The organism is Paenibacillus sp. GCM10027626 (assembly GCF_042676285.1).
Classification (GTDB): Bacteria; Bacillota; Bacilli; order Paenibacillales; family Paenibacillaceae; genus Paenibacillus_Z.
The window spans coordinates 199,368-224,543 of record NZ_JBHTHC010000005.1 but is presented as its reverse complement, the minus strand read 5'-3'; the positions used below and the strand labels follow the sequence as shown (position 1 = coordinate 224,543).

Here is a 25,176-nt window from a genome sequence, read left to right as displayed (position 1 = left end):
AGGCGGGATACGATGTTCAGATTGCGAAGGTTGATGATCATGACGCTGATCGTTTGTCTGGGGCTGGCGCCTCTGTCGGCTTGCTCTTCCAAGGAACCGGGTTCGGACGAAGGAGGCACAAGTCCGGTTTCCAGCCCAGGCGAAAGCAAGGGCGAAGACAAAGGGGACGGCAAGAAGATCGAAATCAAATATTGGAGACACGATTTCAAGACAGAGGTCAACACGCTCAAAAAGATAATCAAATCGTTCGAAGAGCAAAATCCGAACATTAAAGTCAAGATGGAGGTCATCCCTTACGGCGATTACGAGACGAAGATCCGCACTGCGCTCGCGGCGGGGAACGCCCCGGATGTGATCGGGCTGGACGGTCCGACGCTTGCCGCCTACGCCCATCAGGAAGCCGTCATTCCCCTCGACAAATATATGGACGCCGACGGGAACAAGGAAGATATCGCCGCTCCCGTGCTGGAGAGCTTGACCTACAAGGGGCAGATTTACGCCGCACCCTTGAACGATGCGAGCATTGCTATGTTTTACAACAAGAAGTTGTTCGAGAAGAACGGCATCGAATTGCCTTCGAAAGATCCGAACGAAGCTTGGACCTGGGAGCAGGTGCTGAAAGCGGCCGAGAAAATCAACGACCCCGCCCACAAAATTTATGGCATCGATCCGGGATGGGGTTTAGGGCAGGACGAAGGCTCGACTTTCGTCAAGCTTCCTTTCATCTGGCAAGCAGGCGGCGAGATTCTGAGTCCTGACGGGACCGAAGTGAAAGGCTATCTCGATTCCCCCGAATCCAGGAAGGCGCTCTCGTTCTTCTCTTCTTTGTACAACGAGTATAAGGTGGCGCCTAAGGAGATTCCGCCGGAAGCGTTCGAGACCGGGAAGCTCGGCATCGTCGTCAACGGGCCTTGGGCCATATCGGGATTCGCGACTTCGCACCCCGAGTTCAAGCTCGGCGAAGATTGGGATATCGCGCCGCTCTGGAAAGACGCCAAGCAGGTGACGCCGAACGGCAGCTGGAACATGGCGATTACAAAAGACTCCAAGCATCCGGACGAAGCCTGGAAATTCGTCAATTGGGTGACAGGGGTCGAGGGCGCGAAGCTCTGGTACAAGGAGACGAAAAACTTGCCCGCCCGCCTGTCGACCGCAAGCGCGATCCCGGAACTGACCGAATATCCGATGAACATTTTCGTGGAGCAGTCCAGCAAGTTCGCCCATCCGCGGCCGGTCACTCCGGCTTATCCAGTCATCACGACGGCCGTATCGAAATTGTTCGCGGACCTGGGAGTGGCCAACAGGAATTTGGATGAAGCTCTGAACGAAGCCGTCACGACCATCGACAAGGCGCTGCAGAAATACAAATAAACGGATGCCTCCGGGAGAGCCTATCCGCTCTCCCCTTCTTATCAAAGGGGTGAAACTGTGAGACTTTCCGCGAATTTCAGCCAAAAAGAAGAGCGCGCGGCTTTTCTGTTTATTTTGCCGGCCGTGGCCTGCTTGGCCCTGTTTACCTTCTATCCGATGATCAACGCTTTCATTATAAGCTTTAAGGACTACAGTCTGATCAATCCCGACTCCGCCTTTATCGGACTAACCAACTACAAGAATCTGCTGTCGGATCCCAAGTTCACGAACAGCCTGCTCCACTCCTTTCATCTCGCGATCGTCATCATTCCGGTTCAGACGATAGCCGCGTTGATGCTGGCCTTGCTCGTCTACAAGAGCAGCGTCGTTGCGAACCTGTTCCGAACGGCGTACTTTATGCCCGTTGTCATTTCCCTCGGTGTGGCTTCGACTCTGTTCAAGCTGATCTACAATCAGGACTACGGGCTGCTGAACAGTCTTCTTCACGTGTTCGGGGTTCCGCCGATTTCGTTCTTGTCGGATTCGAATCTTGCCTTGTACGGCATTATGCTGCTCGGCATCTGGAAGTCCGCCGGCTTTTTCATGGTGATTTTCGTGGCCGGCCTGAACGGCATCCCGAACGATCTCTACGAAGCGGCGGAAGTGGACGGGGCGACGAAGACGCAGAAGTTTTTCAGCATTACGCTGCCGCTGCTAAGAAGAACGCTGACGTTCGTCATCATCATTACGACGATGGACGCCTTGAAGCTGTTCGTTCCGGTTGCCCTCGTCACTGGCGGCGGTCCAGCCGATTCGACGACGACGTCCGTTTTCTATATTTACAAGATGGCCTTCCAGCAAATGGAGATGGGATACGGCTCGGCTGCCGCGTTTATTTTGTTCGTCATCGTTATGTGCATCTCGATCGTGCAATTGCGGCTGTTAAAATCGGACGTGGAATATTGAGGAGGAGATAAGCTTGCAACGCTTGGCCTATATCTTCAAATGGCTGCTGATGGTCGCGGTCGCCCTCGTCTCCCTGATTCCGATCTTCTGGATGGTCTTGGGCTCGCTAAGGCCGCGGCAGGAGCTGTTTCAATACCTGTCTCTGGAATGGCATCTGTTTGTTCCCGTGGAATGGACGCTGCAAAATTTTATCGAGATATTTGGCGACGAGAGCAAACCTTTCGGGATGTTTATCAAGAACACGCTGTTCGTGGCGGTGCTGGTCACGTTGTTCTCCCTGCTGTTTAATTCTATGGCTGCTTTCGCGTTCTCCAAGCTGAAGTTTCGCGGACGCAACGTCATTTTTGCAGTATTTCTTTCGGCGCTCGTTATCCCCGGGGAAGTGACAATGGTTCCGACCTATTTGCTGATTCACGCTTTTGATTGGATCGACAGCTTCAAGGCGCTGATCGTTCCCGCGACCGTGTCCGTATTCAGCATTTTCCTGCTCGTGCAGTTTTTCGCGGACGTTCCGCGGGAGCTGCTGGAGGCGGGCAAGATCGACGGAGCATCGTGGTTCGGCATTTACGCAAAAATCGTCATTCCCGCCATGGCGCCCGCGTTGATCACGGTAGGCCTCATTACCTTCCTGGGGCAGTGGGACTCCTATCTGTGGCCGCTGATCGTCATTAATGACGAGAGCAAGCAAATGCTGCAGGTCGCCATCGCGACCTTCACCAATTTGCAGTCGACGGAATGGGGCAAAATTTTGGCGGCGGATACGGTCGCATCCGTGCCGATCCTGATCTTGTTTTTGTTTCTGCAAAAATATTACGTGCAGTCTATCGTAAACTCAGGCATTAAAGGCTGAGTTTGCAGGGCGGAAGGAGCAGCGATGAGCGCTAAACAAGAGTTGATTTTATTGGATGCGTCTTTCAAGAAGTTCGTCGGGACGCTGACCTGCGATTGGCTGGGCGGCGCAAAACCCGACATTGAAGTATCGTACCCTGCCGAGGGGGCGGCCAAAGTGCGCATTCGGTTCGCGTTGGGGGAAGAAGTCCGGCAAAACGATTGGCGCGTGGAGCTTCGGCCGGCGATATCGCCGGCCTTTCACTGGGCCCCGCATTTGACGCCGACGGCCGGGCACATCATCGACCAGCATGCTTTTCGCGCTCCGGCGCTGATCGTGCATGACGGCGAGAGAAAACTGTCGGTCGTTCCGGATTTGGATGCGCTGTGCGCCTTCGGAGGGGAGGGGGGAGCTGGCCTTAACGCTCCACGCTGGTATTTGGACTTGGATGCACCCGGCAACCTTCTTGTCGCGGGAATGTGCGCGACATCCGTTAAGGAGCACGTGCTCTTCGTGCGGGAGCCGGAAACGGTTTACCCCGCAGGGCGGTACGAATTCGGATTTTATTTGTTCGTCTCTGATAAACCGGAGGGGATAGAGAATCCCTGGCGCGAATTGCTCGGCTTTTTCTGGCAGCGGTGGGGGCGCCCGCTGTTCGCGCAAGGCCAGCCGAATCGCGGGGACCTGGAGCCGTATGTGCGCCGGGCCTACCGGTGGGCTTTCCAGGAATGGGAGCATGCGGTGTGGCAGGAGTTCGAGCTTGACGGACGGACGGTCGGCGCTCCGGCGTTTATCGTGAACGTGTCTCAGAGTCCGAATTACCCGGGGACTTCCAGCGAAAGGGAAGTCCGTTCGATCTGGAACCAGGCGTGGTTCAGCTCGCTGCGTTCGGCGCAAGGCATGTACCGTTACGGAACGAGAACCGGAGATCAGGAACTTATCGAGCGGGCGAACAAGATCAAGGAGCTGGCGCTGTCCGCGCCGCGAACAAACGGGTTCTTTCCGGCCGTGGTCGCCACGGAGATGGAACAGGTTGTGATCGGCGAACGACGATGCAACCGCTCCAAAGGCTGGGCGACGCTTTATTGGGGCAACTCCGACCGCAATCCTTTCGGGCTGAGCGTGCGCGAAGCGCCCCTTCACGTATTGGATATGAGCTGGACGGCATTGCTCATGCTGCGCTGGCACGAAGAGCTGGAGCGGGACGAGCGGCTGGTCGATTACGCCCGCGATTACGCGGACGGCTTGTTGTCTTTGCAGGATGAGCGCGGTTTTTTCCCCGGATGGATCGACCCGGAAAGCTTCCGGCCATGCGGCGTAATCGACCAGTCGCCGGAAACGTCCCTATCGGTTACGTTTCTGCTGGAGCTTGGCGAGTTAACCGGAGATCGGGCCTATAAGGAAGCAGCGCTTCGGGCCATGAAGGCGGTATGTGAGGAGATCGTACCGGAAGGGCGATGGGAGGATTTCGAAACCTACTGGTCCTGCTGCCGGTGGGGACAGGAATGGGTCGGACGCAAAATTCCGCGAAACAACATGTACAAGCAATGCAATTTCTCGATGTTCTGGACGGCGGAGGCGCTGCTTGCTTGTTATCGCATGACAAACGAAGCCGATTATTTGCGGGTCGGACAACGCTGTCTGGACGAATTGCTGATGACCCAGGCGACGTGGCAGCCGCCTTATATTTACGTGCCGGCTTTGGGCGGTTTCGGGGTCATGAACGCGGACGGGGAATGGAACGACGCGCGGCAAAGCCTGTTCGCCGAATTGATCGTCTCCTACGGAATCGAGCTCGGGCTTGACGAGTATAAGGAACGGGGGCTTGCGGCCCTGCGCGCTTTGTTCGCATTGATGTACTGCCCCGAGAACGCCGTGGTCAAAGAACGATGGGAGGCGGCGTGGCCGTTCCTGAACGAACGGGATTATGGCTTTATGATGGAGAACTATGGTCATGGAGGACGAACGAGCCCGGTAGACGATGATATGGGCGAATTCACGATCTTCGACTGGGGCAATGGGGCCGCTGCCGAAGGGTACCTGCGCATGCTCGACCGCTTCGGCAAATCTTTCGTGACGCGAACGGGCGAATAGAACTTGATATAGGAGATACAAAAAACACACGGGGTATGTGTGTTTTTTTGTGTTTTATGGATGGAGGATTTTGGGATACAGTTAAAAGCTGGAATTCGACAAATCCCGCACTGCTGCTGTAACGGAGGGGTTTGAGCGTCACCGTACCAGAGTCCTGGGAAAATCCAAGGCAGTCACCAAATTTTATATATCAAAAAAATATATTTACATATTATATCTTTTTGATATAATAAAAACGATCAAACACAAAAGGAGGCAATATAGCATGTTTAAGAGTGGTAATGTGACTGTCATGGTAGGGGATCTTAAAAAGGCAGTAAAATTTTATGTCGAAACCCTTGGATTAAAGCTTCAACACGAAATGGACGGGCATTTTGCGCAGGTCGAAGCACCGGGATTGACGATTGGTCTCCTACATCTTGCCGGAGAACAAGGCTCTCAACTGGGAAAATCGGGCAGCATGTCTATTGGATTTGAGGTGCAAGAATTAGAGTCGGCCATCGAGACATTGAAATCCCGCGGCGTTGAATTCCTTGATTCTACAGAAGGTAAAGCGGCCCAGGTCGTACACTTCAGTGATCCTGACGGTAATACCCTCTATTTGATTTGTAATCGTTAATTCAAGTAGAGAAAAAGAGACAATAAAAGGAGGATTTTCAGCATGACCCGAAAACCAACGTCAACATGGTCGTCGCCGGACTGCTGGCGGCGATGTTCATCGGAGCGTTGGACGTGACCATCGTCGCCACCGCCACGCCGCATATTATCGCGGATTGTTCTCGGGCAAGCAACGCGACAAAATGATGGGCGTCTTCACGTCCGTTTGGTTGGTCCGCGGCAGGCTTGCTCGGCCCACTTATGAAAGACCGGAATCGGTCATAAATGGATAAGTACTGGAAAAAGTCGCGACGACCGCGGCTTTACTGTTTTCGGGCAACCGTAAGCTATACTGTTGTTTACTTATTATATCTATTCGATATAATAAGAGCAGTTAAACTTATAAGGGAGGCCATTTGCTTGAACGAATTATTCATACTCGGCGAATTGATAAATAACCCGATGCATGGCTATTTGTTACATCAGATCTTGAACGGGGCTATTGGACCAACGCGAAAAATCAGCTGGGGGGTGCTTTATCCGCTCATTCACGGCCTGCTTGCAGACGGGCTGATCGAGCAGGTCCCCGATGAACAATCGGAGGGCGCTCGACAGGGAAGAGGAAAAAAGAAAATAATGTATAGCATTACCGAAGAAGGCAGAATGCGTTTTTTTCGGTTGATGGAAGAGCCTATTCCATACTCGCCGGATTACGAGCTGCACTTTTATATTAAACTGAAAAATTTTGATCTGATCAGTAGGGAGCTGCGGTTTTTAATTTTGCACCAGTACAAGGATTACCTGCGGTATGAAATTCGCCATGAGGAAGAACGGATTGAGTATGTGAACAAGGATGAGCGGATACCAGACGGGGAACAGCAGTATATTCTGATCTTTTTCCGGCATCGGTTGGAAAGGCTGCGTTTTGACGAAGAGTGGGCTTTACAGTTAATCAGTAGCCATCGAACGAATGGGGAAGACTTGAACGGGAGAGAACCCGGAAATGTTTAAGTGAAGAATAGCGGATGCTCGGAGCGGCGTACTTCGTCGTAAAAGGTGATGACGATGGTGGCTCAGTGATTTATTCCCGCTTATTCAATTCCATTGATTCGCACTGTAATCCGACATTGCAGGGGCTGCAGATTCAACAGGTGAAGCTGTAATTGCATTCTCTCCTGGGTATGCAGAGTTCAGCGGCATGCGCGATGCAACAAAAAAAAGGGAAGAAGTGAATGCTCCCACTTCTTCCCTTTTTTGTATTGCGCCCCTTACCGGGGATATCGTCAGTACCTTGGGCTGGATCAACTGGCGCTGCTGATTTTCATTTTTGTTCCAAGTCCGGTATTCAAGGATGTTGTTTTCAGCATAACTGAAGATTTCTGCCCCTCTTGTTGAGGGGAGAACTATTCAAAAAACTTAGTTTTGTTTTTTTAGAAATTTGTTACTCTCTAAATGAATCAGGCGAAGCAGTTCGACTAGGTCATGCAGCCGCTTCAATTGTGAAGTATATTCTCTTGCATTCTCTCGACGCTTGATCGCGATTGCCTCGCGGAGAAGTCCATGCCAACGTTCGGGTAATAGTGTAAGGCCATACTCCCCAGCGCCAATTTTGCTGGTTACGTCATGCTCTCGAATTGTATAAAATTGCCGCAACATGCCGAGAGTGCACCATTCAACTGCGAAATCAAGTTGTTCCAATGGTACTGGATGCTCTGTCACGCCAGTCGAATTTAGTTTTTGTTCCAATCTGTCAATCCATCCGGCCCAATACGAATTCATATTTTCAATAACGTATTGGATAAGTTCATCAGATGATATTTCATAATTAAACGACATATGCTGACCATACACACAGATGCCGTGTCTCTGAAGGATCCACCATGTGACCGGATTTAAATCCCCGTTTCCATCAGGCTGCATTTTTTTATCAAAATATGTGGGAACAGGGGAGAGCTCTCTTGCGGACTTTCCTACATCCTCTAGTCGGATATAGGCGCCCATAATATCTAATCCTGAAAGCGCTGGTTCGACATCCTTATGCGCTTCTATAATCGATTGGATGTCTAATGGCGTTAACGTTCGATTAACAAATACGAGAAAGTCTATATCACTAGAGCCCTCGATAAAAGCATTGAGAGCAGTCGAGCCATAAAGATAAACGGATTCTACGGTATCCGGTATCCGGATTTGTAGCGATTCGCATAACTTTCGCATAGACCTATTAACAACTTCTGGTAATACATCAGCCATTCGATATCCCACCTTATTTGTATGATTGTGGTTTTCGCTTGAGCTACTTTATTCCGGCAAATCCCTAGATGGTGAACTTTACCCTTCTTATGATAAATGGCTTATATTTTTCGAAAAAGAGAAACTTTTCTTAATCATTTTTCTTATTTTATATTTTGATGCTTTTGTTTTGCCCGTAACGATGGAACCTACATTGATGCGACGGCTACAGAATCTGAGGTCACCGAATTTTGAAGATAAATCCGAGAAAAAGCGGAAGGTTCTTAGTGTTCAGCAACGACCAAAAAATCTTGCAACAAAATTATCTAATAATCCGTTCTTATCACTAAAAGGGGGAGCGGGTAATGAGAATACTCATTTCATTCATTTTTTGCTTAGTGATACTTACAGGATGTACCCAGTCTGAACAGGGCAGTGCTGGAAATTTAACGGAAACTCTCACAACTCATAATCCAACAGCAAAAGAAATCCTCGCTAAGACTCCAAATGCGGATATTTTTCAGCTCGGCGGAATTGTTTACAGTAATGCAAGTGATATTGATTGGGTGCAAGCGGCAAAGCTCACAATTGAAACGAGTATCGGCACAATTAAAAAGGAATATAAAGACGGTATTGCTTTTGAAGACGAAATGGCGACTAAACTTCCTGCAGGAACTGAGATTTATGAACCGGTGAAAAATAGCGGGCCGATATTAATTGTTAAATTAAATGGCAAGGAAATAAGATATCTAGGTTTACTAGAGGGTTGAATGCTGCGAGTCTTAGCCGCGCTAAGCGGCAGAGATAATTAAGGCAAATCGGGGTGTGGATTGCCGCGGCGCTCAAGCAAAATGAATTCATGATACAAGCGAATTTCTCATTAAAGTAAAACCACCGTTAAATAGGCTGAGGAGCCTAATCGGTGGTTTTTGTTTTGCCGCGGGGGTACATGCAGCGTCTCGTCCACGCTAAGCTAGACTAATGTCAAACACTCAGCACATAATCGAGGTGGTCAGCTAACGTACGAAGCGGATTGGCAATCTGCAATTGAGGCCGTTCGCGCTCCACTTCTTGAGCCGCTTCGACCATCGATAGCTGAGCGACCGACAGCTCCCTTGGCGCAACGGATGATTGTTCACGCTGACATAGCTGTTGGATAGCCCGGGTCAATTCAGCAATATACTTCTGCTTATAGCCTTGCATAAATAATTCGAATGTGTTGGCGATCGTATATGACTGAATGTCTGGGAGGGAGTGTCCATGCAGCTCGGCGTAATCATATAATCGCTTCATCGTTCCTTCTACTGTAGCTGGATTGGAGAATAGGATCGTCTGCGGTGCTGCAGTGCTGCAAATCTGCGCAAAGAATGGCTCGTCGATTTTAATAATCGGCAGTTGAAGGGCTAGCTGCGCTTCATCCAGCAGTGCGATATAGTTAGTACATGTAATGAGTATGGCGTCCACATTGGAAGCTGCTATCCAATTCAGTTGCTCAAGCACCTTCTCAGCTCCGCCTCCTTGAGCAAAGCCTGGATCGGCAGTAATGCGTTGCATGAGTCCAGGATCGACAAAGTGAATAAACTCCCGATCAGGGGCTGCCAAAGCATCGTTAATATAAGTTATGTTGTCGTGATGGGCGTGCAAGCAACCGATTTTGGCTCCCATATTGATCTATTCCTCCTTCCGTTTGAATTTCCTCGCTGTATGCTTCTTACTATAGTCATGCTGCTGCCAACAATCAAATCGGAATAGACCTAAAAATTATTTGTAGTCATAATTTTGTAGAGGAATAATCTGGGACATGTTAATAATCGACACTATGGACTAGAATAGTGGTGGGTATTTCGGCCCACGGCGCAGCTTCCCGAGAGGGGGTGACGCCGATGGTCGTACTTGTGGCGTTTTATGATGTGTTGCGTTGGATCGTAACGGTACTAAGTCTTGTTTTTGGTATCCGGAAGCTCTATCGCTGGGCACGTCGTAAGTTTCGCAACAAGCGAAAAACCACCGCTAAGTAGGTTGGAGAGCCTAAACGGTGGTTTTCACTGATGCATTATGTTGCTTTAGCGCGCCGTGGTCATCCACAGCCTTTCATGTCCTAAGAGTCTTTACCGTTGGCGCGGTGAAGGCTCTTTTTAGTATATGGTCACAGTGACCTGGTTCATACAACCAATCTGAATATCTTTAACAGTAGTATAGCACATTTATTAACGCGAGTTCAATTAACTTAAGTGAGCTCATCCACACAAGCACTAGGCTCGTTTTTTCGTGTTGCCGACAGCGGTAGAGGCTATAATGAATTTATGAAGTCAGTTTATAACATCATGGAACAAGGTATAAGCAGCATTTGATATACAAAGGAGCGGATTGCCGGGTGAAAGGCTTTATTTGGCTGGTCGGGTTTTGGCTTGGCGGGGAGTTGCTGGTGCGGGTGAGCGGTTTGCCAATACCGGGTGCGGTTGTCGGCATGGTGCTGCTGCTTGCGGCATTGCATCTTGGCTGGGTACAGCTTGTATGGATCAAAGAAACGGCGGAGTTTTTGCTTTCGCATATGCTGGCGATGTTTGCGCCGGTTATTGCGGGTGTCGTTATCTTTTATCCGGTATTGCAGCGGCACTGGCTGCCGGTTGCCGGAGCTCTGGCGCTCGGAACGCTCGTTGTATTTGCGGTTAGCGGGCTGACTGCAGTGTGGATGGGACAGGGACGGAGGCGGAAGAAACAGCTTCAGTCTCCTAGCCAGCAGGAAAGGACGGCGGTCAGCGATGCCGAGTTTTAGTCTATGGTCACATCCTGCTTTTGGAATTGGCTTGACATTAATTATGTACGGCTTGGCGCTGAAGCTGGCGCGCAAGAACAGCCGCTTTCATCCGTTGTTTCTATGCTCGGCAGGCATTATTGCTGTGCTCGTCATCTTCCGGATCCCCTATGAATCGTATTCGGTCGGCGGCCAGTGGATCACGCAGCTGCTGGGACCGGCTACGGTTGCGCTTTCCGTGCCGCTCTATACCCATTGGAAGCGGATTGTGGCACAGTGGCGGCCGATCGTGCTCGGTGTGACGACGGGGACAATGTCCAGCCTTGGGGCGAATGCGCTGCTCACTTGGGGGCTTGGGGGCGACCGCCAGCTCGTGCTGACGATGCTGCCTAAATCGACGACAGCGCCGATTTCGCTTGAACTGGTGCGAATGCTGGGCGGCATACCGGAGCTGGGGGCGCTGTTTACGGTGCTCACTGGGCTGTATGGCAGCATGATCGGCACATGGTTTTTGGGCAAATTAGGAATACGGGATGATTTGGCGATTGGAATTGCAACGGGGACAGCGGCTCATGGCATTGGTACAGGGAAAGTGATTCGCGATTCCGAACTGCAGGGAGCTTATAGCGGCCTTGCGATGGGTTTGGCCGGACTTGTCATGTCTGTGCTGACAATACCGGTTTATTATTTGATTCATTAGGATAGCTAGCTGTTCTGCCAGGCACGTCGCGAATTTAAGCTCAAAAGCCGCACGCTCCGGCAAACTGTCTCTGCAAACAGTTTGTCGGAGCGCGCGGTCTTTCATTTGGAGGAAACGGAGCCGGCTTCTGCCATGCTGCTTGAGGTGCTTGAGCTGCTGGAGGAGCCTTCTTGGTCAGCCAATACTGGTTTATAGGCCGATGAGATATAAGTAGTGGCCTTTACTTTTGTAATGACCTGCGGATACATTCTATCCTGGGCAGGAAGCACCGGCTCAATTTTTATCAGCGCCTTGTCGCCTTCGAAAGAGATTGATGCAATGCGAATGCCATATCCCGGGTGAGGCACTTCCGCCGATACAGTCACTTCTTGAACATCGTCGTTCACTGCTTTGACGGAGAGCCCGATATCATCGAACGGCAGGGAGGGTACCTCGGGCTGCGGCGGCAATTCAGTCGCATGCTCCTTCACGAACATAATTGCATCATGCAGCCATCCGGCCGCGACACCGCGCTTGATGGCTTCTTGCGGTTTAAAGTTGTTGTTCTTGTCGAGATCGGCAATTTTCGCAATGAGCAGCTTCTGAATGCTGTCCATATAAGCAGAAGTTATTTTATCGCCATCCGAAATATTCAAGAACAGCTCGATAAAGGCAAAATCGCCTTTCCGGATCATTGCCTTGAACAGATGGTGGGCGAACTGCTCGCGCGTCATAATCGAGGACGGATCGACATTTTTGTCAATATCCAGCCCGTTATGATATGCAATGATAAAGGCGTCCGAATACCAGACGTTATTTTTTACCTTTGTATAATAGTCGCTTGCTTCGGGCTTCTTGATAAACTTCTCCTCAATCGTCAAATCCAGCCCTTTCACAATAAGCGCGATGCCGGCAGCGTAAGTCAGCTCTCCTTTCGGTACGAACGAACCGTCCTTGCCGCCCGCCACAATGCCCAGCTTCTTCAGCTCGTTAATTTTGGCCTCATTTGGATCGCCCTTCGTATCCGGGAATGCCCAGGCGCTTTGAGCGATTGAAAAGATAAGGAGCATCACTAATGTAGAAAACAGTACTCTGCGTTTCATAAGAAGATCACCTCTATTGTTGTTGTTATAGTAACGTATCCTTTAGACGTGCCTGTTCCAAATATTGTTGCAGCCAGTTATGGTGCCGGGAAAATTTCGCCGAAAGAGCGCTTTGTTATGCTGTTCTCGCTGGCCTCGCGAACCTTGCACTTTTCTTACAATTATCCCGTTGGACAGGAGATTTCATACAGGCGTGATATGATGGAAAGAAAGCAGCGTGCAGCGAAAATTAGAGGGAGGGACGCCGGTGAGCCACACGATACTGATTGCTGACGACGAGCCGGAAATTATCGATTTATTGCGTTTGTTTTTGGAGGCGGAAGGTTACACGGTTCTAGCTGCGAGTGACGGCCGGGAGGCGCTGGACTGCATTCGCGGCAGCAGCGTCGATCTGGCGGTCGTTGATATTATGATGCCCAGGCTGGACGGCTATCAGGTGATCAAGCATATCCGCGAGCAATACAAGCTGCCGATCATCATTTTATCGGCCAAAAACGAAGAGGCGGACAAAGTGATCGGCCTTGGCATCGGAGCGGATGATTTTATATCAAAGCCGTTCAGCTCGCTGGAGGTGCTGGCGCGAATTCAGGCGCAGCTGCGCCGAAGCTATGAATTTAATGATCGGAACGATGAAGCTGTGGATGGGATGACGAGTGTAGGCGATATGACGCTGGACCATCACGCATGTATGCTCTATAAGCCCGGCAAGCCGATTCCGCTCAGCTCGACGGAGTATAAACTGCTGGCTTTGTTTATGGGAGCGCCGGGCCGGATTTTTACGAAAAAGCAAATTTTCGAGCAGGCCTGGTCAGAGCATTATATTGCTGATGACAATACGATCATGGTGCAAATTAGCCGGCTGCGGGACAAGATAGAGGATCAGCCGCGCAATCCGGTTTATATTAAGACGGTCCGCGGCCTCGGCTACCGGTTTGCCAAAAGGGATGAGCTGTATGAAGCGTAAAGCAAAGCTGTCTGCGATGCTGATTAGAAATTATATTTTTTTCTCGTTGACGGTAGGCGGGATTGTGCTGCTCCTCCTGCTGTTCTTCAATTATCTGCTGCTGAATCGGTTTGGCGATCATTCATTATCCAGATTGAGTGCGAGTGAAGTGTTGAAACCCTCCTATCAGGAGATGGATATAGAGAAAATTGAAGCTTTTGACGGCTGGGTTGAAATATTGGATGAACAGCTCCGGGTTATTGAAGTGAAGGGGAACAAGCGGAATGGGGCAGACGTCTACACGGAGAAAATGTTGAATGAGCTGTTTTACGACCAGCCTGCGAATCCGTACTACGTCTCGCTCGCTCCTTTTCAAACCGAGGATGGACGGACGCAGTACTGCCTGTTGAAGCTGCCTAAACATTTGCTGACGCAAAGCTATTCGCTGAATGCCGGGTCGAGTGAGCATAACCGCTATTTTGTGATCTTGCTTCTCTCTGTTGTGCTACTGTTTCTGGCGCTGTTTGCGATAAATGTGTTCGTATACAGCCGCTGGACAGCGGCGACGATTACGAATCCGCTGCGTTACTTGGCGGAAGGGATCAAGCATGTCGCGGGCGGCCGTTATGGCGAGCGGATTCATTATCAGGCTACTGACGAACTGGAGCAAATCCGGATCGATTTCAATCGGATGGCGGAGCGGCTCGAGCGGTCGGAGCGGGAAAAGCAGAAGCTGGAGCAAAGCAAACGGCGAATGCTGCTCGACTTGTCTCACGATTTGAAGACGCCGATTACGTCGATACAGGGCTATGTGGAGGCGCTGCAGCGCGGCTTGATTACAGATGAGGCGCGGAAACAAAGCATATTGGACGTCATTCATCGAAAGGCGCGGCATGTAACAGCGCTTATTGAAGAGGTGTTCGAGCTGTCGAAGCTGGAGAGCCCGGACTATCCTTTGACGGCGGAGCGGCATGATCTGACCGAGCTTGTCCGCGAGCTTGCGGCTGCCTTTTATCCTGCTTTTGAAGAAAAGCGGTTTGAGTTTGAATATACGATTCCCGACCGGGAAATTTTCGTCAGCTTCAACTATCACTTGCTGTACCGCGCGGTAGCGAACCTATTGCAAAATGCGCTCACTTACAATGCGGCCGGGACGAAGGTGTGGTTCCAACTGTCTGAGGAGGAGAGGGCTGTCCATATTCATGTGATCGATGATGGCGCCGGCATTGCCGAAGCAGACCGGGAAAACGTGTTCGATGCGTTTGTGCGTGGTGACCAGTCGCGGAAAAGCACCGGCGGAACCGGCCTTGGCCTGACCATCTCCAAAAATATTGTAGAGCTCCACGGCGGGCAGATCCAGCTGGAGACGGGCAGAGGGAAGACGGATTTTCATCTTGTTTTGCCAAAGAGCGAGCTTTAGACAGCTCAATCGTTGTTTCATTACCACAATATACCGACTAAATGGATCCAGTTAGTATTGGGGTAAAGGAGGCATGTCAAGGTCCGGAGCAGAAGCGAATGCACTGCCCCGTAGCCTTGACGTGATTAAGGCCTGATACCAATGTCGTTTAAGAGCACGGTTCCTTTGGCCGTCTTGTCAAATACAAAACTGACTTTGCTCAGCTGCTGCGGGTTGAATTTGGCGTTTTGCTGTTTGAAGTCCTGCAGAGGAAAGCTGTAATACTGAAACAGCGGTTCCTTAGTTTCACCGAAGCTGTCAAAAGGCGCTTTCAGCAGCTTTCCTTCAATGGCGGGGATGAGCGGCGAAATATGGCTCAAAGGCAGCTGCGCTTCATGCCCCTGCTGATCCACTACTCTGATCGTCAAGTCGATCAATCCTTCCGCATAGGAGGCTGCAGCTTCTTTGCCAGCGTCCGCGATCGAAAACACAAGGCTGCTCTTCCCGTCAACGTGAATCGATTGCGCAGGCAGGGTGACGGTATAAGAAGCCGGATTCGGCTGCTGCTCCTGCTTCCGCTTCTGGTCCCAACCGAGCCGAACGGCATGGAGCAGGTCCTCGCCAAATTTCATCTTCACCGCTTCTTCCTTCCATTCCGCCAGCCCTTCGCCAGTCAGCATGCCGCCAGGCAAAGTAGTGGATTGCAAATCGATGTCTTCGTTGTACGCGGCGACGACTTTTGTCTGTGAATCCATATAATTGGTCACATACATCGTGTCTGGCAGCCATTCCTTGGCATATCCGGCATCCTGAAAAATATCGCGATACGCTGTGTTATGCTTCAATGTCGCATCCAGAAAGGCGGAGATGAATACTTTGGCTGTCTGCTCCTGCTGCGCACGCGGCATTAGCTGCTGCAAATTGAATAGCTGATTGCCGAGACCTGCGCCATCGCCGCGGCTCCAGGAGCGATTGAACTGTCCATGGTTTGCGCCGTAAATATAGACCGTCGCCTTCATCAGATCTTCGTCAGGGGCAAGTGTGACGCGATGATACTGGCTTTGGCCGCGAAAGCTGTTGACGTCCATATCGTGTGATCCGTGCAAGGCCAAATAGTTAACATGTTTTACCGGCATTGGATGATCGGCCGGATTGTACTGCCTGTCGGTGCCGGCGATTGCGATAATGGAACGAATGGAAAAATTGTAATCGAATTTAATGTTGCCATTGTCCGGATGCTGGTTTAATTGGTTGTAGGCAGCAGCAACTGTAATGGCCTCACCGCCTCGCGAATGTCCGATAAGGGCAATCTGCTCCATATCGACCTGCCGGTAGAATGGCGTACCGGGATCTTCATTCCATCCTTTCCATGTTTTCAAATGCTCGAGCATTAACAGACCGCGGGCAGGATTTTCTTTTTCCAATGCATTCACGATAAACATATCGTCATAAGGCGAAACATTCAAAAAATTCTCGTCAATCGAAACGAAAATATAGCCGCGGCTTGCAAGCAGCTCGCCAAGATAATCGTAGCCTGGGTCAGAGTAGTCGGTCATCAGATGGTTGCCATGCACGATGACGACGAGCGGAAACGGCCCTTTGCCGTCGGGATACCAGACGGTCCCGTTTAGCGGCATTTTATCCGGGCCGAAGCCGACCGTTTTAGTGCGCAGCGACGACCATTTGCTGACGTAAGCGGAGCCGTCGACCGGTTGAGTGACCAGCGAATCGCTGCGGTTAAATTCTGGGCGGTAGCTGTTGGGACTGCCATAGGTTAATGTTTTGACCGAATAGCTGCCTTCCGCTGCCGGATCGGTCAGCTGCCTGGCTGCGATTGCCGCACTGCTGTAGCGTTCGCTTGTTTTCAGCTGCTGCAAGGGGACGCCGGGGACCACGTCGCTGCCCGGCTGAATCACCCACAAGCCACCGAGCGCGAGCACAGCAGTTATTGTGATCGCGAGCCCGAGCGTAATGGCCTTTTTGGCACGGCTCAGCCCAGTGAAATAGCGGGCGGGGTTAACGGCCAGCGGATAAATAATAGCGCCCCATATCGTGACAAGCGTTATGACTGCAATCACAAAAATAAGCGATACCTGCATCGGTCCCATAAAACAAATGAAGATGAGAATGAAGGCGCTGAAGGCAAGCCATAAATAGCGGCCAGGTATTTTTTTGAGCAGATGCACTAGCAGAGCAAGCAGCCCGCCGGCAAGTGCGACTGCGATAAGGGCGACAATCGTCCCGATGACAGAGTCGAGCACTCCGCGATCGCCCAGCATGTAGTTGGCTTGTATGACGACGAATAATAATGTTAACACCGTTAAAGCGGCTGCTCCGCCTTTCCAGCGCGCCGGCAGCGGGCTGCCGGTGATTCGCCGGAGCTTGCCAGTCCCGGGCAAGCGCTCTTTAATCCAGTTGAGCATGAGTTGAACCTCCCTTTAATCATAATGTTAAAGGAGGACTCTTTCCTGGCGCTGTCAGCATTCTTTCAGTATTCTTACAGTTGCGAAGGGTTTTTACCGTTGCTGCGAGTCTTCTGCCGGCGATCTATTCCTTCAGTTATGGAGAGAAGGAACGGAGCAGGTGAATCCGCATTTCGTTTAGTGAAAAAAAGGTTGAGCAGAAACATCAATTCTGCTCAACCTTTATTAGGGCAGCCCCCGACGGGGCGAAAATGTTGCACAAAACACAAGTCTGTTCATTTACCACAACATGGTTGCGAAAGATAAATGAAACTTGTAGATTAGCTCTGTTTAGCGGGAAATTAATTCATATTGGCCGACTAAATGGATTTTCTGCAGTTCGTTTTTTGTTTTTTTCGCTAAGTTGTCTGACTAGATGGAAAACCTACAGCTAGAATGGGCGATAGAGATTGACAGACTCGATTTGGCCCGAACTAGCTGGATGATTTCCAGTTAAACTGAAAAAATCGGTAGCGTTCTGGGTATTTACCTACATAAAATCCAGTTAGTTATGGCCGACTCGCCCAAACCGCCCGACCCGCTGGGTCATCCGCCTAACTATTAGGGCCTTCGTTATACCGCAGCGCCTCTGCCCGTTCCTCCAGGACCGGCGCCTTGCTGCTCTTGCTGATCAGCACGGTTAAGCTGACCAGAGTGACGAAGATCGTAGCCCCCATGTCGGAGAGGATGGCGATCCAGAGCGTCAGCCAGCCGGGAATCGTAAGCAGCAGGGCGATCAGCTTCAGGCCGAGCGCTACCGTAATGTTGAAGCGGATAATCCGATTGACCTGCTTGGCGACAGATACGGCTTCCGGCAGCTTGCCGAGATGGTCCTGCATCAGCACGATGTCTGCTGTCTCGATGGCGCTGTCCGTTCCTTTGCCCATCGCAATGCCGAGATTGGCGGATGCCAAGGCAGGGGCGTCATTAATGCCGTCGCCGATCATTGCTACATTGCCATGCTGCGACAATTCTTTGATTTTGTTTACTTTATCTTCCGGCAGCAGGTTGCCATAGTAATCGGTCACTCCGACCGCCGCTGCCACTTTCTCGGCTGTTTTCCTGTGATCGCCTGTCAGCATCACAGTGCGCTTGATGCCTCTGCGGTGCAGCTCAGCGATCACGCTCTTGCTCTCCTGGCGAATTTCATCAGCAATGCCGAACATGCCGAGCAATTGCTGCTCGTCGGCCAGCAGGACGAGCGTCAAGCCTTGCTCCTTCAAGTTGTTAACTTGCTGCTGTACGCCAGGGGCCAGTCTAAGGTGAGCCATGCTTTTTTCGTTGCCAAGCCAGTAGCGGCGGCCTTCGACAACGGCTTCAATGCCGCTGCCCGAGATCGTCTGAATTTCTTCGGCATCGGGACAAGCTGCCTGCTGGCGTTCGACTTCTTTCATGACAGCTTTCGCTAATGGGTGAGACGATGTTTTCTCGATCGCGCCGGCAACAGAGTAGAATCGATCATCATAAGCGATCGCTTTTTCTACATGCGGCTGCCCTTTGGTTAATGTCCCGGTTTTATCGAAGGCCAGCGTATCGATTTTGCCCAGCTGCTCCAGAAATACGCCGCCTTTGACGAGTATGCCGTTGCGGGCATTGCGCGTAATACCAGACACGATGGCGATCGGCGAAGACAGAATAAGCGCGCAAGGACAGCCGACAATGAGCACTGCGAGACCCTGGTAAAACCATTCGCTCCAATCGCCGTTCAGCAGCAGCGGCGGGACAAGAATGACAAGCAGGGCTACGACAATAATAAGCGGTGTGTAGTACTTCGCGAATTTATTAATGAACAATTCGGTCGGCGTCTTCGTTTCTTGCGCTTCCTCAACAAGATGCAATATTTTCGCCAGAGACGAATCTTCATAGGCTTTGTCGATCGTCACGCGCAGCACGCCTTCATTGTTGATGCTGCCGCCATATACTTGCTCGCCGGCCGTTTTCTCGACCGGCAGCGATTCTCCGGTAATGGCGGCTTCGTTGACAGAGCTTCTTCCTTCCTGCACTGTACCATCGGAAGGGATTTTTTCCCCGGCTCTTACGATAACGGTATCGCCTGCCCGCAGCGACTCGATCGGGACGATCTTCTCCATGCCGTCAATCAGCTTGACGGCTTCCTTCGGTGCAACCTTCATCAGCGTCTCCATGGAACGGCGGGCCTTCTCCATTCCGAGCCCTTCAAGCAGCTCGTTCAGCCCGAACAGGATCGCTACCAGAGTCGCTTCCTTCCACTCGCCAATCGAGATTGCGCCTACTAGCGCGATAGTCATCAACGTATCAATGTTGAACCGGAACTTGAACAGGTTTTTTAATCCGCGCCAGAAGGTTGAATAGCCGCTAATTGCGGTAGCCGCCAAGTACAGGGTTACTGGAACCCAGTGAGCGAGTGTCCCATCAACAATAATCGCAAGGATGTATATAATAGCTGAGGCAACAAGCAGTTTAAGAATCATGGAATTGCCGTGTGCATGACTGTGCTCATGCCCGTGCTCATGCCCGTGCTCATGCCCATGATTATGCTCATGTTCGTGTCCGTCGTTCCCATGCTGATGAGCGTGGCTGTCATCGTGCTTGTGACTATGCCCGCTCTGCCCGTGACAATGGCCGTCTTCGCAATGATGATGGCTGTGAGCGTCAAGATCCTGCTCTTCCTGCTGCTTGCCTGACTTCAATGCTTGCGCAATATAAGCATTATCGGACTTTAATATTTTCTCAACAGATGAAATAGAGACGCGAGGATCAAGCTTCAGCTTGCCGGTTGTGTAGATGAGCTGAGCAGTCTCGCCGTGCTCGAGCCGCTTGATCTGGCGTTCCAGTTCTTGCGCGCAATTGCCGCAAGACAGCCCTTTTACCCGATACTCATTCATGGCGTTTCCTTCCTTCGTTAATATATGAACATTTGCTCATATGATATTCCAAAATGCGAAAAATGTCAAACCCATTTTTGTTAGATTGCACGTTGCCGGGGGGATTCATCCACATATACGTCGTATTGGTTTAATTGTCATCAATTTGCTATACTAAATGAGAAGAAACGGCTGACGCCGTCCTTGACGCGAGGCAAGGTTCTTCCCCTGAAATTTTATAGAATTTACCCTCGTGAAACTTATAAATTCTATAAAATCGAGAAAGTGACGCTGAATTTGGAGGTGTTATTTCCTATATGCCGCCTCCTTTTTTTAGAGGCTTAGCGGCTCTGCTGGCGGCGTGCGGTTTGCTCATTTATTTTATACCCTCAGCCGTTGTACATGCAGCGGAGCAGGAGCGGCCGGAACCGCCGGCCCAGCCGCAAGTCGAAGCTGGGTCCGCCTATTTGATGGATCGCCGCACAGGCACGGTGTTGTATCAAATGAATGCCGATCAAGCGATGTATCCTGCCAGCATAACGAAAATTATTACAGGTATAGTCGCTTTGGAGTCCGGAACCGATTTAAGCGGCATGGTGACGATTTCCAAGGAAGCGCGCCATGAGGACGGGACACGCGTGTATCTGGCCGAAGGCGAACAGCAGACGCTGGACGATTTAATTCAGGCGATGTTAATTAATTCGGGCAATGATGCGGCAACTGCAGTTGCTGAATATATTGACGGCTCGAAGGAGAAGTTCGCCGAGCGCATGAATGCATTTATACAAGAGAAGATCGGGGTTCACAACAGCCATTTTACTAATCCGCATGGACTGCCGGATGAGCTGCAGTATACGACGGCAGCCGATATGGCGCATATTGCCCAATATGCGATGGCAAACGAAAAGTTCCGTTCTATAGTCGGGACGAAAAAGCGGCCCTGGTCAGGGGCGGAATGGACATCCGATTTGGAAAATCATAATCAGCTGTTGGGCAGATATGAGGGAACTACCGGGGTGAAAAACGGCTTTACCAATGCTTCCGGTTATACGCTCGTCGCCTCAGCTGAGCGGGATGGTATGGAGCTAATCGGCGTATTATTGAAAGCGCCATCAGTAAAGCAGCTGTACCTCGATATGGAAAAGCTGCTGGATTACGGCTTTGCCGGCTTTGAGCCCAAGCAGCTGTTTGACAAGGGGGAGACGTATACCAGATATGCAGCCGCTCATTCACTTGAGTATACGGCGGAGGAGCCAATCTGGGCGGTCTTGCCTAAAGGGGAAACCCCTCGATTGCAAATCGACGATTTAGGAACGCTATCGGTCATCTCCTCGCTCGGCATTGTTGAGGCGGGCCATATGCAGCCCCTGCCGCTTCCGGCAGAAGAGAGCGCGGACCGGACGGGCGATAGCGCGGCTTCCCAGGAAGGAGCTGGGGATCAGCGGTCAAGCGATGTATTGAGCTGGCTAAAGGTCTTTGCCTGGATGGTGCTTGCTCTCATTTTTGCCTGGATCGGTTATTTGAGGTGGCAGCGGAAGCGACGGAGCGGCTTCTAGCATCAGCCCGCCGGGCGGATGTAGCGCAAGTTTCGCCTAACTGTCACAGACCGCGCCAGGTCGGCTGATTTCGCCGATGCTTGTATGTTATAATGGGACACGGATGACAATGCTGAACGCAGGAGGAACGCTAGAGAATTATGACGGATAAAGTGACGCAGGACGCATGCGATGATACTTGTGGCGGTACGGAGGCCGATGTTGCGCACGTTAGGGAACAATTGATCAGCGAGACTGCAGCAGTGCAATTGGCCGATCTGTTCAAAGCGTTGGGAGACCCGACCCGAGTGAAAATGATACATGCGCTGCTTCAATCGGAGCTATGTGTTCACGATCTTACACAGGTTCTCGGAATGGGGCAATCAGCCGTTTCACATCAGCTCCGTTTTTTACGGAATATGCGCATTGTCAAACGCCGCAAGGTCGGCAAGACCGTCTACTATTCGCTGGATGACGGTCATGTGGAGGAGATTTTTCTGCAAACGCTGCAGCATTTGAAGCATGATTAAAACGGTTGGCGAGGATGTTGCAGGCGATGCTCGGCGCGCCGGATGCCAATATCCTCGTCTTCTGGTGCAAAGCAGGACAACCAACATATAGCAGGGGTGAACGAAAGGAATGGCAGGAACCAAAAAGAGTCCGCGCAATCTGGTAATTTTTACGGCAATTATCGTTATTTTATTTGTTATTTTGTACATGCTGAATCAAGCATCGAACAAGCCCACTGAGCAAACCTCTTCAGCAGGAAGGCCTGATATTTCCAATCAAGCGACTGCCGGCAGCAAGGATTCCAAAGTGCAAATTGTTGAATTCGGGGATTACAAATGCCCAGCTTGTTACTTATGGTCAGAAAATATCTATCCGAAGCTAAAAGAAAATTATATCGATACGGGCAAGGTGACCTTTGCTTTTATCAATACGCCATTCCATGGAGAAGAGTCGATTACGGGGGCACTGGCCGGCGAGTCGATCTGGGCGACGAATCCGGATGCGTTCTGGCCGTTCCATGAAGCACTGTTTGCCGCACAGCCTGCTCACGGCGACAGTACAACATGGCTAACGATGGACAAGGTGCTGGAGATTGCAGCTGCTGTCGAACCGAAGATTGATCTGGACAAGCTGAAGGACGATATTGAGAAAAAAGCCGCGCTGCCGCAGGTTGAAATTGACAAAGGACTGGTTGACAAATATAAAGTTAACGCGACGCCGACGATCATGATCAACGATTCGGTACTGCAGTCGCCAATGGATTACGATGCCATCGTTAAAGTGATTGAAGATAAGCTAAAGGAGCAAGGAAGTTAATAACCGGGGGGATACCATGAAGCTGCGGGAGTATACACTTTATTTGGCCTGGATGGTAGCGGTCGTTGCCACGCTGGGCAGTCTATATTTTAGTGAAATACGCGAATTTATTCCATGTGAGCTGTGCTGGTATCAACGTATACTGATGTACCCGCTTTCGATTCTGTTAGGGATTGCTGCGTACACAAACGACAGAAAGATCAAGAAATATGTGCTTCCACTGTCGATTATCGGCGGCTGTATTTCACTGTTCCATTATTTGGAGCAAAAAGTTCCCGGTTTTGCCTCCATCAAACCGTGTGTAAACGGCGTTCCATGCAGCACGCAATACATTAATTACTTCGGTTTTATTACGATTCCCTTTCTGGCGCTTGTTGCCTTTACGCTTATTTCGGTGCTGCTCTTTATGACAAAAAACGATAAATGAAAAGATTCTAATAAAAAATGGGCAGGAAATTGACGGTAAAAATCGAATTATAAGCGTAAGACCAAAAGAACTGGAACATGCCGAATTCTTCTGATCAAGAAGGAGCGGGGGACCCAACACTTGGGTGAATTAATTCTTGTTTTAGCAAGAGAGTTATAGGGACCTTCAACCGAACCCCACAGCTAACCTCGTAGGCAATGAAGGGAGAACGTCAGTTTGAAGAAAGCAGTACTATCGATTTTAGCTGGGATGACGATTTTTGCCGGAGGCACCAGCGCCTTTGCAAGTCAAGCTAAGCTCAAAGAATCTGTGAACGCGGTTGTAGGCACGCCTTATAAATACGGTGGCACAACAACAAAAGGATTCGACTGCTCGGGTTTTGTTCGCTACATTTTCAATAAGTTCGATGTCAGCTTGCCAAGAACCTCCAAGTCACAGGCTGCAGTAGGCGAGAAAGTCGCCAAATCCGATCTTCGCGAAGGAGATCTCGTCTTTTTTAATACTTCAGGCAAAGGCATATCCCATGCCGGCGTTTACGTTGGCGGCGGGAAGTTTGCCCATTCCTCCAGCAGCAAGGGCGTTACGATCAGCAAGCTGAGCGATTCGTACTACAAGAAGCGGTATGTGACTGCTCGTCGTGTAGTAGGCAAGAAAACGTATGCCAAGATGGTCAAAGCATAAGAGATGCGATTGCTCCATCTTTCCATAAGCAAGTAAGACCGCCGCGTTGGCGGTCTTTTTGCGTGCAAGAACGCACCGAGTGCCAGCTCCCAGCGGGCGGTGTTTCGTTGCATGACGGCGGTCGGCCGACCACATACGGCCCTTGACGGACTGTCGTTTCGCTATCTGAGAACAAAATGAAAGAATTTTAATTTTTGTTCTGGGAGGAAATGCCGCATCCTTTGCGAATTATTTATCCTAATATGTAGGGTAGTCCAATACTTTGCCGAATTTTCTGTGTGAAAAACGGGGGAACCATTTTGGGTGAATTCGTCTGATTAGAGTGTAGACGATAGGGAGCCTTCAACCGAATCCGTAGCTAACCTCGTAGGCGCCGAAGGGAGCATAATCGTTTTGAAAAAGTGGATATTGTCAGTGGCAGGTGCTGCAGTTCTATTCTCAGCAGGTGCAGGAAGTGCTTTTGCAAGTCAAGCGTCATTATCTGAAGCTGTCGATGCTGTAATGGGCACGCCGTACAAATGGGGAGGAACGACAGCCGAAGGCTTCGATTGCTCAGGCTTCATTCTGTATGTATTCAATCAATTCGATGTAAAGCTGTCTAGGACGTCTGAATCGCAGTCCAAGGAAGGCATTGAAGTCGCACAGGAGGATCTGCAGCCTGGCGATCTGGTATTTTTCAATACAAGCGGCAGCGGAGTCTCGCATGTCGGCATTTATATGGGAGATGGGCAATTTGCGCATTCCTCCAGCAGTAAAGGCGTCAAGTTCAATAAGTTATCCGAGGATTATTACAGCAAGCGCTTCGTAACAGCAAGACGTGTCGTCGACGATACGGATGTTATGCAGAAGATGTTTCCACAATAGATAAGCAAGAAGCCTCTTACCGGCAGTCGGTAAGAGGCTTTTTTGATATAAAATTTTGGCTGGTGTGACCAAAACTCATGCTACGGCGCGGCAT

23 protein-coding genes and 2 riboswitches are annotated in these 25,176 nt (G+C 50.6%); of the genes, 18 read left to right on the top strand and 5 right to left on the bottom strand.

Annotated features, from left to right (window positions below):
• Nucleotides 1-12 precede the first annotated feature (12 nt).
• The 6 genes from ACFQ0N_RS12420 (at nucleotide 13) to ACFQ0N_RS12395 (ending at nucleotide 6,847) form a co-directional block, all read left to right on the top strand.
• Nucleotides 13-1,371, top strand: a complete 1,359-nt coding sequence (locus ACFQ0N_RS12420; RefSeq protein WP_379326403.1) for an ABC transporter substrate-binding protein — start codon at nucleotides 13-15, stop codon at nucleotides 1,369-1,371.
• Nucleotides 1,372-1,428: 57 nt separating this feature from the next.
• Nucleotides 1,429-2,316: a carbohydrate ABC transporter permease gene (locus tag ACFQ0N_RS12415; protein ID WP_379326401.1), complete on the top strand. Its 888-nt coding sequence runs from the start codon at nucleotides 1,429-1,431 to the stop codon at nucleotides 2,314-2,316.
• Between the two features lie 13 nt (nucleotides 2,317-2,329).
• A complete protein-coding gene (locus ACFQ0N_RS12410; protein WP_379326399.1) occupies nucleotides 2,330-3,166 on the top strand; it encodes a carbohydrate ABC transporter permease in 837 nt (278 codons plus the stop codon).
• A 24-nt stretch (nucleotides 3,167-3,190) separates the two neighbouring features.
• Nucleotides 3,191-5,239, top strand: a complete 2,049-nt coding sequence (locus ACFQ0N_RS12405; RefSeq protein ID WP_379326397.1) for a glycoside hydrolase family protein — start codon at nucleotides 3,191-3,193, stop codon at nucleotides 5,237-5,239.
• A gap of 265 nt (nucleotides 5,240-5,504) precedes the next feature.
• Complete coding sequence (locus tag ACFQ0N_RS12400) at nucleotides 5,505-5,858, top strand: VOC family protein (protein ID WP_379326395.1); 354 nt, start codon at nucleotides 5,505-5,507, stop codon at nucleotides 5,856-5,858.
• Between the two features lie 398 nt (nucleotides 5,859-6,256).
• Complete coding sequence (locus ACFQ0N_RS12395; protein ID WP_379326393.1) at nucleotides 6,257-6,847, top strand: PadR family transcriptional regulator; 591 nt, start codon at nucleotides 6,257-6,259, stop codon at nucleotides 6,845-6,847.
• A gap of 405 nt (nucleotides 6,848-7,252) precedes the next feature.
• On the opposite strand, the gene ACFQ0N_RS12390 is transcribed toward ACFQ0N_RS12395, so the two are convergent.
• Nucleotides 7,253-8,086: a nucleotidyltransferase domain-containing protein gene (locus ACFQ0N_RS12390; protein WP_379326391.1), complete on the bottom strand. Its 834-nt coding sequence runs from the start codon at nucleotides 8,084-8,086 to the stop codon at nucleotides 7,253-7,255.
• A 344-nt stretch (nucleotides 8,087-8,430) separates the two neighbouring features.
• Here ACFQ0N_RS12390 and ACFQ0N_RS12385 point away from each other — a divergent pair, with 344 nt between their 5' ends.
• Nucleotides 8,431-8,835 carry a hypothetical protein gene (locus ACFQ0N_RS12385; protein ID WP_379326389.1) on the top strand — a complete coding sequence of 135 codons (405 nt, stop codon included), beginning with the start codon at nucleotides 8,431-8,433 and terminating at the stop codon, nucleotides 8,833-8,835.
• A gap of 214 nt (nucleotides 8,836-9,049) precedes the next feature.
• Here the strand turns inward: ACFQ0N_RS12385 and ACFQ0N_RS12380 are convergent, their stop codons facing one another.
• Entirely contained in the window at nucleotides 9,050-9,730 is a 681-nt protein-coding gene (locus ACFQ0N_RS12380; RefSeq protein WP_379326387.1) for a hypothetical protein, read from the bottom strand.
• A 218-nt stretch (nucleotides 9,731-9,948) separates the two neighbouring features.
• On the opposite strand from ACFQ0N_RS12380, the gene ACFQ0N_RS12375 reads away from it, so the two are divergent.
• The 3 genes from ACFQ0N_RS12375 (at nucleotide 9,949) to ACFQ0N_RS12365 (ending at nucleotide 11,520) form a co-directional block, all read left to right on the top strand.
• Nucleotides 9,949-10,083 carry a hypothetical protein gene (locus ACFQ0N_RS12375; RefSeq protein ID WP_379326385.1) on the top strand — a complete coding sequence of 45 codons (135 nt, stop codon included), beginning with the start codon at nucleotides 9,949-9,951 and terminating at the stop codon, nucleotides 10,081-10,083.
• Between the two features lie 356 nt (nucleotides 10,084-10,439).
• A complete protein-coding gene (locus ACFQ0N_RS12370) occupies nucleotides 10,440-10,841 on the top strand; it encodes a CidA/LrgA family protein (protein ID WP_379326383.1) in 402 nt (133 codons plus the stop codon).
• A complete protein-coding gene (locus ACFQ0N_RS12365) occupies nucleotides 10,828-11,520 on the top strand; it encodes an LrgB family protein (RefSeq protein ID WP_379326381.1) in 693 nt (230 codons plus the stop codon). Before ACFQ0N_RS12370 ends, ACFQ0N_RS12365 begins: the two co-directional genes overlap by 14 nt.
• Nucleotides 11,521-11,621: 101 nt before the next feature.
• On the opposite strand, the gene ACFQ0N_RS12360 is transcribed toward ACFQ0N_RS12365, so the two are convergent.
• Complete coding sequence (locus ACFQ0N_RS12360) at nucleotides 11,622-12,602, bottom strand: S-layer homology domain-containing protein (protein WP_379326379.1); 981 nt, start codon at nucleotides 12,600-12,602, stop codon at nucleotides 11,622-11,624.
• Nucleotides 12,603-12,849: 247 nt separating this feature from the next.
• On the opposite strand from ACFQ0N_RS12360, the gene ACFQ0N_RS12355 reads away from it, so the two are divergent.
• Both ACFQ0N_RS12355 and ACFQ0N_RS12350 read left to right on the top strand, forming a co-directional pair.
• A complete protein-coding gene (locus tag ACFQ0N_RS12355) occupies nucleotides 12,850-13,566 on the top strand; it encodes a response regulator transcription factor (RefSeq protein WP_379326377.1) in 717 nt (238 codons plus the stop codon).
• Complete coding sequence (locus tag ACFQ0N_RS12350; protein ID WP_379326374.1) at nucleotides 13,556-14,965, top strand: sensor histidine kinase; 1,410 nt, start codon at nucleotides 13,556-13,558, stop codon at nucleotides 14,963-14,965. The genes ACFQ0N_RS12355 and ACFQ0N_RS12350 overlap by 11 nt, the downstream gene beginning before the upstream one ends.
• Before the next feature lie 125 nt (nucleotides 14,966-15,090).
• On the opposite strand, the gene ACFQ0N_RS12345 is transcribed toward ACFQ0N_RS12350, so the two are convergent.
• On the bottom strand, nucleotides 15,091-17,367 hold the full coding sequence (locus ACFQ0N_RS12345) for an alpha/beta hydrolase family protein (RefSeq protein ID WP_379326372.1): 2,277 nt from the start codon (nucleotides 17,365-17,367) through the stop codon (nucleotides 15,091-15,093).
• Between the two features lie 593 nt (nucleotides 17,368-17,960).
• Nucleotides 17,961-20,270, bottom strand: coding sequence for a heavy metal translocating P-type ATPase (locus ACFQ0N_RS12340; RefSeq protein WP_379326370.1), 2,310 nt, complete (start codon nucleotides 20,268-20,270; stop codon nucleotides 17,961-17,963).
• Nucleotides 20,271-20,566: 296 nt separating this feature from the next.
• Here ACFQ0N_RS12340 and ACFQ0N_RS12335 point away from each other — a divergent pair, with 296 nt between their 5' ends.
• The 6 genes from ACFQ0N_RS12335 to ACFQ0N_RS12310 all read left to right on the top strand — a co-directional run bounded on the left by ACFQ0N_RS12335 (nucleotide 20,567) and on the right by ACFQ0N_RS12310 (nucleotide 25,082).
• Nucleotides 20,567-21,805, top strand: coding sequence for a D-alanyl-D-alanine carboxypeptidase family protein (locus ACFQ0N_RS12335; protein WP_379326368.1), 1,239 nt, complete (start codon nucleotides 20,567-20,569; stop codon nucleotides 21,803-21,805).
• Nucleotides 21,806-21,945: 140 nt separating this feature from the next.
• The gene (locus ACFQ0N_RS12330; protein WP_379326366.1) at nucleotides 21,946-22,314 is read left to right on the top strand and encodes an ArsR/SmtB family transcription factor; all 369 of its coding nucleotides are present in this window, start codon (nucleotides 21,946-21,948) and stop codon (nucleotides 22,312-22,314) included.
• Nucleotides 22,315-22,423: 109 nt separating this feature from the next.
• Nucleotides 22,424-23,110: a DsbA family protein gene (locus tag ACFQ0N_RS12325; RefSeq protein WP_379326364.1), complete on the top strand. Its 687-nt coding sequence runs from the start codon at nucleotides 22,424-22,426 to the stop codon at nucleotides 23,108-23,110.
• Between the two features lie 16 nt (nucleotides 23,111-23,126).
• A complete protein-coding gene (locus tag ACFQ0N_RS12320; RefSeq protein WP_379326362.1) occupies nucleotides 23,127-23,537 on the top strand; it encodes a disulfide oxidoreductase in 411 nt (136 codons plus the stop codon).
• A 68-nt stretch (nucleotides 23,538-23,605) separates the two neighbouring features.
• Nucleotides 23,606-23,749: riboswitch (cyclic di-AMP (ydaO/yuaA leader) on the top strand.
• Nucleotides 23,750-23,753: 4 nt separating this feature from the next.
• On the top strand, nucleotides 23,754-24,218 hold the full coding sequence (locus tag ACFQ0N_RS12315) for a C40 family peptidase (protein WP_379326360.1): 465 nt from the start codon (nucleotides 23,754-23,756) through the stop codon (nucleotides 24,216-24,218).
• Nucleotides 24,219-24,471: 253 nt separating this feature from the next.
• Nucleotides 24,472-24,606: riboswitch (cyclic di-AMP (ydaO/yuaA leader) on the top strand.
• A gap of 5 nt (nucleotides 24,607-24,611) precedes the next feature.
• Nucleotides 24,612-25,082 carry a C40 family peptidase gene (locus ACFQ0N_RS12310; protein ID WP_379326358.1) on the top strand — a complete coding sequence of 157 codons (471 nt, stop codon included), beginning with the start codon at nucleotides 24,612-24,614 and terminating at the stop codon, nucleotides 25,080-25,082.
• Nucleotides 25,083-25,176 lie beyond the last annotated feature (94 nt).

Bases quoted from the DNA above. Each gene is read 5' to 3' on its own strand.
- ACFQ0N_RS12420 (WP_379326403.1), top strand. From the start codon at position 13: ATGTTCAGATTGCGAAGGTTGATGATCATGACGCTGATCGTTTGTCTG.
- ACFQ0N_RS12405 (WP_379326397.1), top strand. From the start codon at position 3,191: ATGAGCGCTAAACAAGAGTTGATTTTATTGGATGCGTCTTTCAAGAAG.
- ACFQ0N_RS12400 (WP_379326395.1), top strand. From the start codon at position 5,505: ATGTTTAAGAGTGGTAATGTGACTGTCATGGTAGGGGATCTTAAAAAG.
- ACFQ0N_RS12390 (WP_379326391.1), bottom strand. From the start codon at position 8,086: ATGGCTGATGTATTACCAGAAGTTGTTAATAGGTCTATGCGAAAGTTA.
- ACFQ0N_RS12385 (WP_379326389.1), top strand. From the start codon at position 8,431: ATGAGAATACTCATTTCATTCATTTTTTGCTTAGTGATACTTACAGGA.
- ACFQ0N_RS12380 (WP_379326387.1), bottom strand. From the start codon at position 9,730: ATGGGAGCCAAAATCGGTTGCTTGCACGCCCATCACGACAACATAACT.
- ACFQ0N_RS12375 (WP_379326385.1), top strand. From the start codon at position 9,949: ATGGTCGTACTTGTGGCGTTTTATGATGTGTTGCGTTGGATCGTAACG.
- ACFQ0N_RS12365 (WP_379326381.1), top strand. From the start codon at position 10,828: ATGCCGAGTTTTAGTCTATGGTCACATCCTGCTTTTGGAATTGGCTTG.
- ACFQ0N_RS12360 (WP_379326379.1), bottom strand. From the start codon at position 12,602: ATGAAACGCAGAGTACTGTTTTCTACATTAGTGATGCTCCTTATCTTT.
- ACFQ0N_RS12350 (WP_379326374.1), top strand. From the start codon at position 13,556: ATGAAGCGTAAAGCAAAGCTGTCTGCGATGCTGATTAGAAATTATATT.
- ACFQ0N_RS12345 (WP_379326372.1), bottom strand. From the start codon at position 17,367: ATGCTCAACTGGATTAAAGAGCGCTTGCCCGGGACTGGCAAGCTCCGG.
- ACFQ0N_RS12340 (WP_379326370.1), bottom strand. From the start codon at position 20,270: ATGAATGAGTATCGGGTAAAAGGGCTGTCTTGCGGCAATTGCGCGCAA.
- ACFQ0N_RS12335 (WP_379326368.1), top strand. From the start codon at position 20,567: ATGCCGCCTCCTTTTTTTAGAGGCTTAGCGGCTCTGCTGGCGGCGTGC.
- ACFQ0N_RS12330 (WP_379326366.1), top strand. From the start codon at position 21,946: ATGACGGATAAAGTGACGCAGGACGCATGCGATGATACTTGTGGCGGT.
- ACFQ0N_RS12325 (WP_379326364.1), top strand. From the start codon at position 22,424: ATGGCAGGAACCAAAAAGAGTCCGCGCAATCTGGTAATTTTTACGGCA.
- ACFQ0N_RS12320 (WP_379326362.1), top strand. From the start codon at position 23,127: ATGAAGCTGCGGGAGTATACACTTTATTTGGCCTGGATGGTAGCGGTC.